This is a genomic window from Bradyrhizobium erythrophlei (genome assembly GCF_900142985.1).
Lineage (GTDB): Bacteria > Pseudomonadota > Alphaproteobacteria > Rhizobiales > Xanthobacteraceae > Bradyrhizobium > Bradyrhizobium erythrophlei_B.
This window is the reverse complement of the sequence record NZ_LT670849.1, coordinates 2,912,988-2,928,170: the sequence shown is the minus strand read 5'-3', so window position 1 is coordinate 2,928,170 and position 15,183 is coordinate 2,912,988. Positions and strand designations below refer to the sequence as shown.

At 62.6% G+C, this 15,183-nt stretch carries 14 protein-coding genes; 7 read left to right on the top strand and 7 right to left on the bottom strand.

Annotated features, from left to right (window positions below):
- Window positions 1–54 precede the first annotated feature (54 nt).
- The 4 genes from mnmG to BUA38_RS13545 all read left to right on the top strand — a co-directional run bounded on the left by mnmG (window position 55) and on the right by BUA38_RS13545 (window position 4,562).
- Complete coding sequence (gene mnmG / locus BUA38_RS13560; RefSeq protein WP_072818377.1) at window positions 55–1,950, top strand: tRNA uridine-5-carboxymethylaminomethyl(34) synthesis enzyme MnmG; 1,896 nt, start codon at window positions 55–57, stop codon at window positions 1,948–1,950.
- A 98-nt stretch (window positions 1,951–2,048) separates the two neighbouring features.
- Window positions 2,049–2,768, top strand: coding sequence for a 16S rRNA (guanine(527)-N(7))-methyltransferase RsmG (gene rsmG / locus BUA38_RS13555; protein WP_072818376.1), 720 nt, complete (start codon window positions 2,049–2,051; stop codon window positions 2,766–2,768).
- Entirely contained in the window at window positions 2,765–3,616 is an 852-nt protein-coding gene (locus BUA38_RS13550) for a ParA family protein (RefSeq protein ID WP_072818375.1), read from the top strand. The genes rsmG and BUA38_RS13550 overlap by 4 nt, the downstream gene beginning before the upstream one ends.
- A gap of 64 nt (window positions 3,617–3,680) precedes the next feature.
- Window positions 3,681–4,562 (top strand): ParB/RepB/Spo0J family partition protein, encoded by an 882-nt coding sequence (locus BUA38_RS13545; RefSeq protein WP_072818374.1) that lies wholly within the window; start codon window positions 3,681–3,683, stop codon window positions 4,560–4,562.
- An 18-nt stretch (window positions 4,563–4,580) separates the two neighbouring features.
- Here BUA38_RS13545 and holA read toward each other — a convergent pair whose 3' ends face one another.
- The 4 genes from holA to BUA38_RS13525 form a co-directional block, all read right to left on the bottom strand.
- On the bottom strand, window positions 4,581–5,609 hold the full coding sequence (gene holA, locus BUA38_RS13540) for a DNA polymerase III subunit delta (RefSeq protein WP_072818373.1): 1,029 nt from the start codon (window positions 5,607–5,609) through the stop codon (window positions 4,581–4,583).
- Between the two features lie 111 nt (window positions 5,610–5,720).
- Window positions 5,721–6,272: an LPS assembly lipoprotein LptE gene (gene lptE, locus BUA38_RS13535; protein ID WP_072818372.1), complete on the bottom strand. Its 552-nt coding sequence runs from the start codon at window positions 6,270–6,272 to the stop codon at window positions 5,721–5,723.
- The gene (gene leuS, locus BUA38_RS13530) at window positions 6,259–8,883 is read right to left on the bottom strand and encodes a leucine--tRNA ligase (protein ID WP_072818371.1); all 2,625 of its coding nucleotides are present in this window, start codon (window positions 8,881–8,883) and stop codon (window positions 6,259–6,261) included. Before leuS ends, lptE begins: the two co-directional genes overlap by 14 nt.
- A gap of 126 nt (window positions 8,884–9,009) precedes the next feature.
- Window positions 9,010–10,704 carry a diguanylate cyclase domain-containing protein gene (locus tag BUA38_RS13525; protein WP_072818370.1) on the bottom strand — a complete coding sequence of 565 codons (1,695 nt, stop codon included), beginning with the start codon at window positions 10,702–10,704 and terminating at the stop codon, window positions 9,010–9,012.
- Window positions 10,705–10,807: 103 nt separating this feature from the next.
- Here BUA38_RS13525 and BUA38_RS13520 point away from each other — a divergent pair, with 103 nt between their 5' ends.
- A complete protein-coding gene (locus BUA38_RS13520; RefSeq protein WP_072826096.1) occupies window positions 10,808–11,497 on the top strand; it encodes a YggS family pyridoxal phosphate-dependent enzyme in 690 nt (229 codons plus the stop codon).
- A gap of 13 nt (window positions 11,498–11,510) precedes the next feature.
- Here the strand turns inward: BUA38_RS13520 and BUA38_RS13515 are convergent, their stop codons facing one another.
- Both BUA38_RS13515 and BUA38_RS13510 read right to left on the bottom strand, forming a co-directional pair.
- A complete protein-coding gene (locus BUA38_RS13515) occupies window positions 11,511–12,296 on the bottom strand; it encodes a 2-keto-4-pentenoate hydratase (protein WP_072818369.1) in 786 nt (261 codons plus the stop codon).
- A gap of 18 nt (window positions 12,297–12,314) precedes the next feature.
- Window positions 12,315–12,884 carry a L,D-transpeptidase family protein gene (locus tag BUA38_RS13510; RefSeq protein ID WP_072818368.1) on the bottom strand — a complete coding sequence of 190 codons (570 nt, stop codon included), beginning with the start codon at window positions 12,882–12,884 and terminating at the stop codon, window positions 12,315–12,317.
- A gap of 224 nt (window positions 12,885–13,108) precedes the next feature.
- On the opposite strand from BUA38_RS13510, the gene BUA38_RS13505 reads away from it, so the two are divergent.
- Both BUA38_RS13505 and BUA38_RS13500 read left to right on the top strand, forming a co-directional pair.
- Window positions 13,109–13,795 (top strand): response regulator transcription factor, encoded by a 687-nt coding sequence (locus BUA38_RS13505; protein ID WP_072818367.1) that lies wholly within the window; start codon window positions 13,109–13,111, stop codon window positions 13,793–13,795.
- A 39-nt stretch (window positions 13,796–13,834) separates the two neighbouring features.
- Window positions 13,835–14,275, top strand: coding sequence for a cyclic nucleotide-binding domain-containing protein (locus BUA38_RS13500; RefSeq protein WP_072818366.1), 441 nt, complete (start codon window positions 13,835–13,837; stop codon window positions 14,273–14,275).
- Between the two features lie 20 nt (window positions 14,276–14,295).
- Here BUA38_RS13500 and BUA38_RS13495 read toward each other — a convergent pair whose 3' ends face one another.
- Window positions 14,296–15,111 carry an exodeoxyribonuclease III gene (locus BUA38_RS13495; protein WP_072818365.1) on the bottom strand — a complete coding sequence of 272 codons (816 nt, stop codon included), beginning with the start codon at window positions 15,109–15,111 and terminating at the stop codon, window positions 14,296–14,298.
- Between the last annotated feature and the right edge of the window lie 72 nt (window positions 15,112–15,183).

Sequence of the window (15,183 nt, the reverse complement as noted above, 5' to 3'; positions counted from 1 at the left end):
GTGTCTTGCCTTTGTCACTTCCGGGTTTGACGGCTGCGGTATAGAAGATGCCGCATGACCTCCCACACCGACTCATTTGACGTCATCGTCATCGGCGGCGGCCACGCCGGCTGTGAGGCCGCCAGCGCCGCGGCGCGGATGGGCGCGAAAACGGCGCTGCTGACCCATCGCTTTTCGACCATCGGCGCGATGTCCTGCAACCCAGCGATCGGTGGTCTGGGCAAGGGTCACCTCGTTCGGGAGGTCGATGCGTTTGATGGACTGATGGGCCGAGTTGCTGACGCAGGCGGCATTCAGTTTCGCGTGCTCAACCGCCGCAAGGGTCCGGCGGTCCGTGGCCCCCGCGCCCAGGCCGACCGCAAGCTCTATGCAGCGGCGATGCAGGCCGCGATCCGAGAGACTGCGAACCTGATCGTGGTCGAGGGCGAGGCCGATGAACTTCTAACCGCTGACGGCCGGCTGCGCGGGATCAAGCTCGCCGATGGTCGCGAGCTATCTGCCGGCGCGGTCGTGGTGACGACCGGCACGTTCCTCCGCGGCCTGATCCATCTCGGCGAGAAGAACTGGCCCGCGGGCCGCGTCGGTGAAGCGCCGGCGCTTGGCCTCTCATCCTCGTTTGAACGGATCGGCCTTACCGTGGGCCGATTGAAGACCGGCACGCCGCCCCGCCTCGACGGCACCACGATCGATTGGGCGGCGGTCGAGATGCAGCCGGGGGACGATCCGGCGGAGCCGTTTTCGGTCATGACTGATCGGATCACGACGCCTCAGATCCAGTGCGGCATCACGCGAACGACGGCGGCCACTCACGAGGTGATCCGGGCCAACGTGCATCGCTCGCCGATGTATTCGGGCCAGATCAAAAGCTCCGGACCGCGCTACTGCCCCTCGATCGAGGACAAGATCGTTCGCTTCGGCGATCGCGATGGGCACCAGATCTTCCTGGAGCCGGAGGGTCTCGACGACACCACGGTTTATCCCAACGGCATCTCGACCTCGCTTCCGGAGGAAGTCCAGCTCGGCATTCTTGCCTCGATCCCGGGGCTCGAACGGGTGCGGATGGTCCGCCCGGGCTATGCGATCGAATACGATCATGTCGATCCCCGCGAACTCGAGCCGACCCTTCGGGCCAAGCGGCTTCCCGGGCTCTTCCTGGCCGGACAAATCAACGGGACCACCGGATATGAAGAGGCCGCCGCCCAAGGGCTGGTCGCCGGTCTGAACGCGGCGCTTTCCGCCAGCGGATCTCAGCCCATCATATTTGACCGTGCCGAGGGCTATCTCGGCGTCATGATCGACGATCTGGTGACGCGCGGGATTACCGAGCCCTACCGGATGTTCACTTCGCGCGCCGAATATCGCCTGACCTTGCGCGCCGACAACGCCGATCAGCGTCTAACCGACAAGGGGATTGCCCTTGGATGCGTTGGGGCTGCGAGGTCGATGCGGCACCGGACAAAGATGGCGGCTTTGGCCGAGGCAAAGGCGAGGGCACAGGCACTAACCCTGACTCCGAATGAAGCCGCCCAATACGGTCTCTCACTCAACCGGGATGGCCAGCGGCGGTCGGCGTTTGAGCTGCTGGCATATCCGGAAGTCGGCTGGGACCAGGTCCGCGCCATTTGGCCTGAGCTCTCGGCCGTTGACCCAGCGATCGCGGTCCATCTGGAGATCGATGCTAAATACGACGTCTATCTAAAGCGTCAGATCGCCGACGTCGAAGCCTTCCGGCGCGACGAAGGCCTGGTTCTCACCGGCATCGATTTCGATACCGTGTCCGGCCTTTCCAACGAAGCCCGCGTCAAACTCAAGGCGGCGCAGCCGCGCACCGTGGGTCAGGCCGGCCGGCTTGATGGTGTGACGCCGGCCGCGCTTGGCATTCTGGCCGCCCATCTGAGGCGGGAGGCCCGACGGAAAACGCCAGCAAGCGCCTCGGCCACGTCGGGATAAAAGCTTCTGGATTTCGTTGACGCGTTTTCGTCGCGCGAACCGGTATCTACTTCGCTAGAAAACGCTAACCCTGTTTCACGTGAAACAAGCGATTCGCCATGAACACCGCGCCGCCGCGCCCAGCACCCAGCGAAGCAATCCCGTCGCGCGAGGCGCTTGCCGCCGACCGCGCCGCCGCGCTGGCGCTGACGCCTGTTTCACGTGAAACAGAGGCAAGGCTCGATCGCTTTGTCGAGCTCCTCTGGACCTGGCAGGCGAAGACCAATCTGGTCTCGCCGGCGACGTTGCCGAAACTCTGGAGCCGGCACGTCTCCGATTCGCTCCAGCTTTTGAATCTCGCCCCGTCCGCCAAAGTCTGGATGGATCTGGGAAGTGGCGGCGGCTTTCCGGGAATGGTTCTGGCGTGCGCCCTCACTGAGACGCCTGGCGCGATGGTCCATCTGGTCGAGCGCAACGGCAAGAAGGCCGGCTTTCTGCGTGAGGCATTGCGCGTGACCGGAGCGCCGGGGACTGTCCATCTGGCTAACATTGAGGATACTGTGGATAGGGTCGCAGGCCCGATCGATTGCGTCACCGCGCGAGCAGTGGCTCCGCTACATCAACTCATCGGTTATGCGGTGCCCTTGGTCAAAAGGGGGGCAAAGGCGCTATTTCTCAAAGGACAAGATGTAGAAGTAGAATTGACCGAAGCCACTAAATACTGGAAAATTGAGCCTCGTTTGCATTCCAGCCGGACCGGGGGACAGGGCTGGATCGTCGAAATCGACGAAATCAAACATCGCAACCCCTCCACAGGCCACGATGGCAGCCCGCTATGAGCGAAATAGATCAGGTATTCCAAGAGGATAGCCAACGGACCCAGCCGGGCCATCCGCGCATTCTGGCGCTGGCCAACCAAAAAGGCGGCGTCGGCAAGACCACGACCGCGATCAACCTCGGTACCGCGCTCGCTGCGATCGGCGAGCGCGTGCTGATCGTCGATCTCGATCCGCAAGGCAATGCCTCCACCGGTCTCGGTATCGACCGCCGCAACCGCAACTGCTCCACCTATGACGTGTTGATCGGCGAAGCGCCGTTGCGCGAATCGGTGGTGGCGACCGCGGTGCCGCGTTTGCATATCGCGCCGTCGACGATGGACCTGTCGGGCCTCGAGCTCGAACTCGGCCACACCCAGGGCCGCGCGTTCCGCCTGCGCGACGCGATCGCAGCCCTCAATCACAACGTCCAGCCCGATGCCGACTACACCTACGTGCTGATCGATTGTCCGCCGTCGCTCAATCTTCTGACGGTCAATGCAATGGCGGCGTCCGATGCGATCCTGGTGCCGTTGCAGTGCGAGTTCTTCGCGCTCGAAGGTCTGTCGCAGCTTCTGCAAACCGTCGAACAGGTACGCTCCACGCTCAATCCAAATCTCTCGATCCACGGCATCGTGCTGACGATGTTCGACTCGCGCAACAACCTGTCGAACCAGGTCGTTGCCGACGTGCGCCAGTTCATGGGCAGCAAGGTCTACAACACCATGATCCCGCGCAACGTACGCATCTCCGAGGCGCCGTCCTATGGCAAGCCGGTGCTGGTCTACGATCTCAAATGCGTTGGCAGCGAAGCCTATCTCAAGCTCGCCACCGAAGTGATCCAGCGCGAGCGCGAACTTCGTCCACACTGAGCAGGGCATTGTTTGGGTTGATTACGAAGCGGGAGTAGTTGCGTTGAATCCAAGGGAGCTGGCGATGGCGGACGAAGCGCGTTCGCGACTGGGGCGCGGCCTTGCAAGTCTGATCGGTGATGTCGGCGGCGAGGCCGCTCACGTCGAGCGGCCGCGCGCGCAGCGCAAGGTGCCGATCGAGTTTCTCAAGCCCAACCCGCGCAACCCACGCCGCGAGTTTGCCGATGCCGAGCTGAAGGAGCTTGCGGATTCGATTCGTCAGCACGGCGTGATCCAGCCGATCGTGGTGCGGCCGGTGAAGGGCGCCCAAGATCGCTTCGAGATCATCGCCGGCGAGCGCCGGTGGCGGGCGTCGCAGGCCGCGGGCCTGCATGAAGTGCCGATCGTGCCGGTCGACGTCAGCGATTCCGATGCGCTCGAGATCGCGATCGTCGAAAACGTGCAACGCGAGGATCTCAATCCGATGGAAGAGGCGCAGGGTTATCACGCCCTCGCCAACGAGTTCAAACGCAGCCAGGAAGACATCGCGCGAATCGTCGGCAAGAGCCGCAGCCACGTCGCCAACATGATGCGGCTGACGAAACTGCCGGCCGAGGTTCAAAGCTACATCGCACTCGGCCAGTTGTCGGCCGGCCACGCCCGGGCGTTGATCGGCGTTCCCGATCCCGTCGCCGCCGCCAAGCGCATCGTCGAGGAAGGCCTCAATGTGCGTCAGACCGAAGCCCTGGCCCATGAGGAGGGCGTGCCGGAGCGCAAGCCGCAAAAGGCGAGGGGCGGCGGCAAGGTCAAGGATCCCAACACCGTGTCGCTGGAGAAGACCGTCAGCGATGCACTTGGGCTATCGGTCAGTATCGATCACGGCGATCCCGGCGGCGTCGTTCACATCCGCTACCGTGACCTCGATCAGCTCGACGAAGTCGTGAGAAGGCTGAGTTCCAAGAATTAAAGCGCCGCGGCTTTCCGCTTAGCCCCGCCGTCTGGCATTCGCTGCGATCGAAAGCAGCGCGCGCTGGGCAATGGCAGCGGCGAGCGTCGCCTGCTTGCGCATTTCAAGCGCGGCCGTTGCGAGCTGATCGATCACCAGCATGAGCCGCGCGGCGTCGAAGTTGCGCAGCGCTGCCTCGACATTGTTCTTTCGTGAAAAATGCAACCGTGGGAATCCGCCGTCGAGCACGGCGGAGATCGGCGTTCCATCGGCGATGGCGACCGCGGAATTGTGCAGCCACGCGGCCTGGCGCTGCGCGGCCGAGATGATCACGCCGGGATAGGTGCCCGCGACCATCGCCTTGGCGAATTCGGTCTCGACGGCGGAGGGATTACCGGCAAAGGCGCCGTCAACAATCGGGTCGATCTTGAGCTCAGAGGCATCGGCCACGACCGCCATCACATCGTCGAGCGTTACTTCGTTCTTGCCATGCGCATAGAGCGTCAGCTTGCGCAGTTCATTGCGCGATGCCTGCCGATCGCCGCCGAGCAGGCCCATCAATACCGCGCGGGCATCCGAGGCGACGCGCAGATTCGAGAGCTTCAGTTCGTCGTCGATCAGTTTGGCGAGGTCGCGTTCGGTGTCGGGATAGCAGGCGATCGCCACCGCCGTCTTGGCGCGCTCGCAAGCCTTGCGCAGCGGGGATTCTGGCCGTAACTCGCCGGCCTCGATCACGATGCGACAGTCCTTCAGCGGCGTCTCCGCCAGCGCATCGACGCCGCTGGCAAAACTCCGCGAACCGGCGCGAACGCGTATCGCGCGGCGTCCGCCGAACAGGGGAATGGTCAAGGCTTCATCGACCAGCCGCGATGGTTCGGCCGAAAGCTCATCTCCGTCCAGCCTGACCAGCGAGAATGGATCGGTGGGGTCGTCGACCGCCGACGCCAACAGCGCTTCGGCGCGCTCACGCACGAGACCCGCATCCGGACCGTAAAGCAGGATGATCGGACGGCCCGGATCGGGCCGAGCCAGAAAGCTGTCGATCTCTTTTCCGCGAAGCGCCACCATGGGCGAACAGTACCTGTCGTTTTCGGATTGGCGAAGCCGCGCCAACGCGAATGGCCGAGACAACGAAAGACCTGCGTCTTGCTTCTCGGAGGGTGGCGAAGGCTTAAATACTCAGGCGCCGGAATAGAAGTAGGAGGCAAGCCGCGTCTTGATGTTCTCGGCGACTTCCTGACTGGCGCGATCCTCGGCATCACGCAGGGCGCGCTCGCGGGAGAAACGCTGGTAGCTGCCGGGAATATCGAAGGAGAGGTGCGAGAACGTGGTTCCGGTCATCACCGACTTGTTGGTCGCGTTGTCGATCAAATTGTACTGGGCGTCGATGCCGTAATTTTCGCTGGTCGGCAGCCCCGTATTGGGGTCGGTCAACAGGTCATAACGCGAGGTGCTGAATTTGATCACCAGCCGATGGGTCGGCGGTCCACCGGTTGCATTGCCATAAAGCTTGAACGCCAATGCATTGCGGATTGCGACACCGATGCGGGCCTCGCGCGATGAGTTGGGCTTGTCGACGGGCGGGAGTTCCACGCCCATCAATTTGTCCCGTAGGCCCGGCGTACCGTCGGCACGTTCGGCGTACATCGGCTGAAAGCAACCCGCCGTCAGGGCCGCCAGCGCAGCCACGACGAGAAACCGACTGAGGATTCGAATCCTAGCCAACGACATTCACGATCCTCATCGGAACAACAATCACTTTACGCACGGGTTTGTCCCCTAGGGATTGTTTTACCGCATCAAGGGCCAAAACGGCAGCCTCAATTTCCGGATTCTGGGCGGTGCGCGCCACAGTCACCTCACCCCGTTTCTTGCCATTGACCTGGACGACCAGCGTCACCGTGTCTTCAACCAGCAAATCTCGTTCGATTTGGGGCCAGTTCGCCTCCGAGACCAGACCCGGCTGCTTTAGGACCACCCAGCAGGCTTCCGCCAGATGAGGCATCATTGGCGCAACCAATTGGACGAGGGTGACGCCGGCTTCCCGGATCGCCCAAATCAGGTCGGGCGCGCGCTGACCGGGCCGGGCCAGGATTTCGCCGAGCGCGTTGGAAAATTCCCGGATATGGGCCAGGCAGACATTGAAGTGCAGTCGCTCGATGCCGGTGGACACCTTGTCGAGTGCGCCGTGGGTTGCCTTGCGCAAGCCGAGCGCATCCGCGCCGAAGGATGCAGGCCGTGCCGCCGGCGCCACCGCGCCGATCTCGGCCGATTCGTTGATCAGTCGCCAGAGACGCTGCACGAAACGCGCAGCGCCCTGCACGCGCTCGTCGCTCCAGATCACGTCGCGGTCGGGCGGCGAGTCCGACAGCATGAACCAGCGGGCGACGTCGGCGCCGTAGGTCGCGATGATGTCGTCGGGGTCGACCGTGTTCTTCTTCGACTTCGACATTTTCTCGATCGGGCCGATCGTGATCTCGTCGCCGCCATAGATCATGATGGCGCGGCGCTCACTGCCGACCATCTCGACCTTTACTTCCGCCGGCGTGACGTAGGTGCCGTCGGCCTTCTGATAGGTCTCGTGCACCACCATGCCCTGCGTGAACATGCCGGCGAACGGTTCCGTCATGTCGATGTGGCCGGTGGCCTTCATCGCGCGGGTGAAGAAGCGGCTGTACAAGAGATGCAGGATCGCGTGCTCGACGCCACCGATATACTGGTCGACCGGCATCATCCGGTTGGCGACGGCAGGCGTGGTCGGCGACGTCTCGTTCCAGGGATCGGTGAAGCGCGCGAAATACCAGGACGAATCCACGAAGGTGTCCATGGTGTCGGTTTCGCGCGTCGCTTTGCCGCCGCATTGCGGACAATTGACGTGCTTCCACGTCGGGTGATGGTCGAGTGCGTTGCCCGGTCTGTCGAAGGTCACGTCTTCGGGCAGCACCACCGGCAAGTCCTTGTCGGGGACCGGAACCACGTCGCATTTCGGACAATGAATGACCGGGATCGGACAGCCCCAGTAGCGCTGGCGTGAGATGCCCCAATCGCGCAGGCGGAAATTGACCTGCCGCTCGCCGACCGGCGCATTGCCGCGCAACTCGCTCTCCAGCCGTTTCGCGACCTCTTCCTTGGCCTGATCAATCGTCATGCCATCGAGGAAGCGCGAATTGATCATGCGGCCGTCGCCGTCATAGGCGGTGTCCGTGATCACGAAGGTTTTCGGATCCTGGCCCTCGGGGCAAACCACCGGCGTGTTGCCGAGATTGTACTTGTTGACGAAATCGAGGTCGCGCTGGTCGTGTGCGGGGCAGCCGAAGATCGCGCCGGTGCCGTATTCCATCAGCACGAAGTTGGCGACGTAGACCGGCAGCTTCCAGTTCGGGTCAAACGGGTGGATGGCGCGGATGCCGGTATCAAATCCCTGCTTCTCGGCGGTATCGATCGCTTCCTGCGCCGTGCCGATGCGCTTGATCTCGGCGATGAATTCGGCGAGAGCGGGATTCTTCGCAGCAGCAGCTTGCGCCAGCGGATGATCCGCCGAAATCGCCATGAATTTGGCGCCGAACAGCGTGTCGGGCCGCGTCGTGAAAATCTTCAGCTCGGTTTCGCCGGCAGGCGTCGTTGCCTCGTCGAGCGCAAAGCGGACCAGCAGGCCTTCGCTGCGCCCGATCCAGTTGCGCTGCATCAGCCGCACCTTGTCCGGCCAACGGTCGAGCGTATCGAGCGCGTCCAAAAGTTCCTGCGAGTACTTCGTGATCTTGAAGACCCACTGATTCATTTCGCGCTGTTCGACAACGGCGCCCGAGCGCCAGCCGCGACCGTCGATCACCTGCTCGTTGGCGAGCACGGTCATGTCCACCGGGTCCCAGTTGACCTTGCGCTTCTCGCGCTCGGCGAGCCCTGCGCGCAGGAAGTCGTTGAACATCTTTTGCTGGTGCCGGTAGTAGGACGGGTCGCAGGTGGCGAATTCTCTCGACCAGTCGAGCGAGAGGCCGATCGAACGCAACTGCTTCTTCATTGCGTCGATGTTGTCGTAGGTCCAGGCCTTCGGCGCCACCTTGCGCTCGATCGCCGCGTTTTCGGCCGGCAGCCCGAACGCATCCCAGCCCATCGGATGCAGCACGTTGAATCCCTTGGCGCGCATGAAGCGGGCCAGCACGTCGCCGAGCGTATAATTGCGGACGTGCCCGATATGGATGCGCCCGGAAGGGTAGGGGAACATCTCGAGCACATAGTATTTCGGCCGCGGATCGTCGTTCTTGGCGGCGAAAATCGCCTTTTCATCCCATTGGCGCTGCCAATAGGGCTCGGATTCGCGGGCGTTATAGCGTTCGGAACTCATGGAATCGTGGGGGCTTTTCGTGGATTCGGGCCATCCGTCAAGGACGGCGGAATAGGCCACAAAAGCAGCTTTCCGGTCAACGGGGCGGGGCGGTCCGCGATCCGATCGGCGGCGGCTGAGGGTGACCTAGCTGGCGAGCGCGACGGCGCCGTTCTCGGCCGTTCGGCCAAGGCCGTGTTCGGCCACGGCGTTGCGGCCGTTGCGCTTGGCGACATAGAGGCTCGCATCCGCAGCCTCGAGGAGGTCGCTGGGGTTAAGCGCCTCGCACGGCTTCACGCCGGCCACGCCCACGCTGACCGTGACCGCCATATGGCTGGAGGTGACGTGCGGGATGGCCAGCTCCTGTACCGTCACCCGCGCCATTTCGCCGATCTCAAGTGCGCGGCCGGTCGTGGTGTTCGGCAGCAACAGGCTGAATTCCTCGCCACCATAGCGGGCGGCGAAGCCCGATGTCGCCGCGGCGATGCCGGCGAGCGCTTCGCCAATCCGCGAGAGGCAGGCGTCGCCCTCGGGATGGCCGTAGGTGTCGTTGAACAACTTGAAGTGATCGACGTCGATCATCAAGAGCGACAGCTCACCGCCGCATTGCTGGGCCTTCATCCACTCGAAATCGAGCCGGCTCTGGAAGCCGCGGCGATTGGCGAGCCCCGACAGCATGTCGATCGAGGCTATCACGGTAAGGCGGTCGTTGGAGGCGATCAGATCGCGCTCCCGTTCCGAGAGTTGGCTCGCCATGGCGTCGAACGCGCGGGCGAGCGGCGCAAACTCGGCCGGCAACCGGCTGTCGGCCGCGCGGGCCGACAGATCGCCTTCGCCGAAGCGGCGTGCAATCGTCACGAGCTTGTGGATAGGCTGGATGATGAGCTTTTCAGCGGCGACGAGAGCTCCCACCAGCACGAACGCGCAGACCAGGCAGAGCAGCAAGTAGGCGTTGCGGATCTCGCGGTTGATGCCGGCGGCCACCTTGGCTTCGTCGACGATCAGGAGCAGGCGCGATTCCGTGCCGGGAATGCGCGAGAAACTCAACGTGCGCTTGACCCCGTCGGTAGAGGGAAACGAAAACAAGCCGGTCTCTTGATCGGAATTGATCGCGCGTGTGACCGCGCCGGCCAGCGCCGGGACGCCGGTGAGCGAGCGGCCGACCATGCGTGTCATATCCGCCGGCGCCGCCAGCACCGTTCCGGTACTATCAACGAGGATGGCCAAAATGCCGCGGCGACCAGAGAGGTCGTTCATGATCTTCGACATCCAGTCGAGATTGATGGCGGCCACAACGAGCAGGTCGGATTCGGGAGTAACCGCGGCGACCGGATAGGCCGCCATCACGATCGGCTCATTGTCGTATTTGGAATGCAGAAAATCGCTGAACACGAGGTCGCGCGCCAACCGCGCCCGTTTGAAATAATCGCGGTCGTTCAGGTCGAGGTTGAGCAGCGTGTCGAGGGTTGCGCATTTGATCCGGCCGTCATTGCCGACGATCGACAGGCTGCGAATCCACGGCAACCTGACCGGAAGACTGGCCGTCAGCGTGTTACAGTTCGGCTCAAAGGCACTCGTCGCGGCCTGAATATGGGCCGCCGATTTCAGCACGGTCTCGACCGAAGCGACGGCTTCGCGCTGGCTGTCGGCGCTCTGCTGGGCAAGCCTGGTGAATTCGGAGTAGGCGTGTGCGATCTGCTTGTTGCGGGTCTCTTCGAGCGAGCGGGCACGTTCAAGCATCAACGGCGCCACCAGGATCAGCGCCAGCAGGGCTAGCCGCGCGCGGATTCCAAATAGCTTGTCCAGTCCTGCACTTTTGCGCTTGATGTCAAAGCCTGACATGCTGGTTCCCGCCCCAAGCGCACCGTATAGGGAAGCCTTCAAGAAGCTCTGTTCCGAATATATAAAAATGAAACAATCGATCGATTTCGAACTGGCGGCGCCGATGGCCTCTGAAAACGCTTCGCTAACCGAACATTTACCAACCGGACTCGCCGCCGTCGAAGAGGCGATTGCACGGGCCTGCAAGGAGGCGCGTCGCGATCGCGCGACGGTGACGCTCGTTGCTGTTTCCAAGACCTTCGATGCGCCGGCGATTCTGCCGGTCATCAAGGCAGGACAAGGCGTATTCGGGGAGAACCGCGTTCAGGAAGCCAAGAGCAAGTGGCCAGGGTTAATGTCGGCCTACCCCGGCCTTTCCGTTCATCTCATCGGTCCACTGCAATCCAACAAGGCCAAGGAAGCGGTGGCATTGTTCGACGCGATCCATTCGGTCGATCGTCCGAGCCTTTGCGAAGCCTTGGCCAGGGAATTCCGCTCACAGTCCCGGCGGCCGCAACTCTTCGTTCAGCTCAACACCGGCGAAGAGCCGCAAAAAGCCGGTATCGCGCCCACGGAGGCCGACGGCTTCATCGCCAGTTGTCGCGAGAAGTACGGGCTGGAGATTTCGGGCCTGATGTGTATTCCACCGGTCAACGATGCGCCGGCGCCGCACTTCGCGCTGACGGCCAAGATCGCCGCGCGCAACGGCCTGGCGAATATCTCGATGGGCATGAGTGCGGATTTCGCGATCGCAATTGCGATGGGCGCAACCCACATTCGCGTTGGCTCGGCGATCTTCGGACATCGGGGCTAATGGCGAAGCAGCCCTAGCCAAATCCCACCGATACTTTTCCGAGCGCGCCGAAGTCGGCGGCAAAGACGTCGCTGGCCTGGATCGGCAACGGCGTGCAGCAAGTCCCTGTCGTGATGACCTCGCCTTCGCGCAGCGTGATGCCGAGTGCGCGCAGTTCGTTGACGCACCAGGCGAGCGCGACGCGCGGATCACCGAGCACGTTCTTGCCGTGGCCGATATGTTTTTCGCCTCGCAGCGTGACGACCGGCCGCTCCTCGATGAGATCGCGGCTGCGCCAGTCTGCAGAGGTCGGGTCGCCCAGCACAAAGAGGTGCGCGCAGGCATTGTCGGCGATGAGCTGGGCTTCGCCGGCGCTGACGAAATCCGCAAAGCGCGAATCCGGAATTTCGATCGCCGGATGCAGCGTGCCGACGGCCCCCAACACCTCCTGCATCGAGTAGGGGTCGGTCCGTGGTGGCAAATCGCGCGCGAACCGGAAAGCGAATTCGGCTTCGCCGACCCGCATCTCGTTGCCCTTCATCGAAGCCGTGCCGCCATCGGCGACGACCGTCTGCGTGAAAATGCGTCCCGCGAGCGGCCCACTGACATTGATGTGCTTCTGTCCGGCTTCGCTGGTCGCTGCGATCTTCCAACCGAACAATGGGCTGCTCGATTGTTTTGCAAGCGCGGCCTGCACCGCATAACCCTCGGCGCGATCCCGAGGCCGGATCGAAGCGTCGAGGTTCGTCAGCTTGGTGCCGGCGCGCCAGTGATCGCTCAGCGTCTTTGCGGCAGCCGCGATCTTGTCGTCGTCGAGCATCGTGCTTCCCTTAAGATTTCAGCTGATGATGATCTTGGTATCGGTGCCCATCCGGCGCAACAATTGCAGCATGGCTGATTTTGTCATCGAGACGCATCCGGCCGTCGGCGAAAAATTCGGGCGCGCGAGATGAAGGAACACCGCACTGCCGCGGCCGGCGATGCGCGGTGAGGTGTTGTGATTGATCTCGACGATGAAATCGTAGAGATGGTCCTCGCGCGTGAGCCGGTCGCCGCTGGTCTCGCTGCCGAGCTCGATCGGTTGATTGTAATGGCGGCTGGTCGGGTCCTCGCACCAGGCATCCTCGGGACGGATGGGACGAAGGGGCAGGAAGGTTTGAGGTCTCGGCGAGCGGTCGGCGCGCCACCACAATTGCCGCGGCCGGAAAGTTCCTTTCGGGGTTCCCCCGTCGCCCTCGCGTTTATTGGCAATGATCCCTCCCCGGCCCAGCGCAACCGGGATCGTCTGTCGGCCGGCCATGAGCCAGCCGCGGCAAGGGTTACCCGCCGCCGCATGGATGCGAATCGTGGTTAGCGGCTGGTCGCGTCCGTTTTTTGCATAAGTGTCTGAAAACCGGGAATTATCCATGGACTTCCGGAGTCTTTCGATTGCGGGTCATGGGACAATTCGACCCGCCGCATTACAGGACATTCATCTAAATGCCCGCGAATCCTAGGGTAGATTGCGTTTCGGCTTGTGAATTCGTAACAGCCGCATACCTCATGACGAAAGTCTTGAAGATCCCCGTTTGACCACTACGACCCGGCCCAACCCCCTGGGCCCGCGCCGCTGCCTTCATAAGGACTATACCCATGGCCAATGCCCGCAAGATCCTGATCGTAGATGACGATACCGATCTGCGCGATACGCTGGTGGAGCAACTATCGCTACACGACGAATTCGAAGCTTCCGCCGTCGACACGGGCGCCAAAGGCGCGACCGCCGCCAAGACCGATGCGCCCGATCTGGTGCTGATGGATGTCGGGCTGCCCGACACCGATGGCCGCGAAGTCGTGCGTTCCCTGCGCAAGGGTGGCTTCAAGGCTCCGATCATCATGCTGACCGGCCATGACACCGATTCGGATACGATCCTGGGACTGGAATCCGGCGCCAATGACTATGTCGCCAAACCATTCCGTTTCGCGGTGCTGCTGGCGCGCATCCGCGCGCAGCTTCGCCAGCATGAAGCCAGCGAAGACGCCGTGTTCTCGGTCGGCCCCTACAGCTTCCGTCCCGGCTCCAAGATGCTGACGGGCGCCAACGCCCGCAAGGTTCGCCTGACGGAAAAGGAAACCGCGATTCTCCGCTTCCTCTACCGTGCCGGTCAGGCGCCGGTGTCGCGCGAGACGCTGCTTCAGGAAGTCTGGGGTTATAATTCCGGCGTCACTACGCACACGCTGGAAACCCATATCTACCGGCTTCGCCAGAAGATCGAAAAGGACGCCGCCAATCCGGAGATACTGGTGACGGAAGCCGGTGGCTACAAACTGGTGCCGTGATACGATTCGCTTCACGATTCGTCGCGCAACTGGTCTCTGATGTCGATCGAGGATGATGTCGCCCTGCTGGAGCGAGTCCCGACGCTTCGCGTGCTCGGGACCGCGTCGTTGCGCATGCTGGCGATCGGCTCCGAACAACGCAACATGCCGCGCGACTCCGCGCTCTTCCATGCTGGCGACGAGGCCGATGCCGGCTTCATCGTCCAGCGCGGCGCGTTTCGTATTCAGGATGGTGGTGCCGAGGTCGTGGCCGGTCCCGGTGCCCTGATCGGCGAGCTTGCGCTGATCAACGCGATGCGGCGGCCTTCGACGGCGACCGCGCTGGAAGATTCCTCGGTGATTCGCGTCGCCCGCAGCCTGTTTCAGCGGGTGCTGGAAAGCGATCCGGCGGCTGCGCGGCGGCTGCGCGACGAATTTGCCAAGCGTACGAGCCAGATCGCCAGCGATATTCTGATGGCAAGCGGCAAGCTCTCTACCTGAATTGTCGAGCGATTCGAAATCTAAAGATCGAGCGTGACCGTTACGGGAACGTGGTCGGACGGCCGCTCCCAGCCTCTCGCATCGCGCACGATCCGGAAGTCGCTGACCCGCTCCTTGAGCGCGCGGGAGACCCAGATGTGATCGAGCCTGCGGCCGCGGTCGCCGACCGTCCAGTCCGCCGCGCGATAGCTCCACCAGGTATAGACTTTCTCCGACATCGGAATGCGATCGCGCGCCACATCGATCCAGTCACCCTGGTTCTGCGCGGCGAGCAGTTTCTCGCATTCGATCGGCGTGTGCGAAACGATCTTCAATAATTGCTTGTGCGACCAGACGTCGTTCTCGTGCGGCGCGACGTTGAGATCGCCGACCAGAATGTGGCGATCCTCGCCGCGCGGATGCAGCGGTTCGCAGGATTTCATCTCGTCGAGAAATCGCAGCTTGTGTTCGAATTTCGGATTGAGCGCGGGATCCGGAATGTCGCCGCCGGCCGGTACGTAGAAGTTATGCAGGACCAGAGGCCGGGCGAGCTGGGCGCCTGGTCCGAACTCGACGGAGATGTGACGGGAGTCGAGCTTGTCGCAGAAGGTCCGGATGTCAGTCTTCTCGAATGGCAGCCGTGAGACAATGGCGACGCCGTGATAGCCTTTCTGGCCGTTCAATGCGATGTGCTCATAGCCGAGCCGCTTGAAGCGCTTGAGCGGAAATGCATCGTCGATGCATTTGGTCTCCTGCAAGCACAGGACGTCAGGCCTCACCGACTTGATGAATTTGGCGACGAGATTGATGCGCAAGCGCACCGAATTGATGTTCCAGGTTGTCAGGGAAAAGCGCATGAGGACCGATGAGACGAGTGTGTTTCAAGAACACGCATGTCTCCGGCCTGCGATCAAGGATGATTTTGCAGC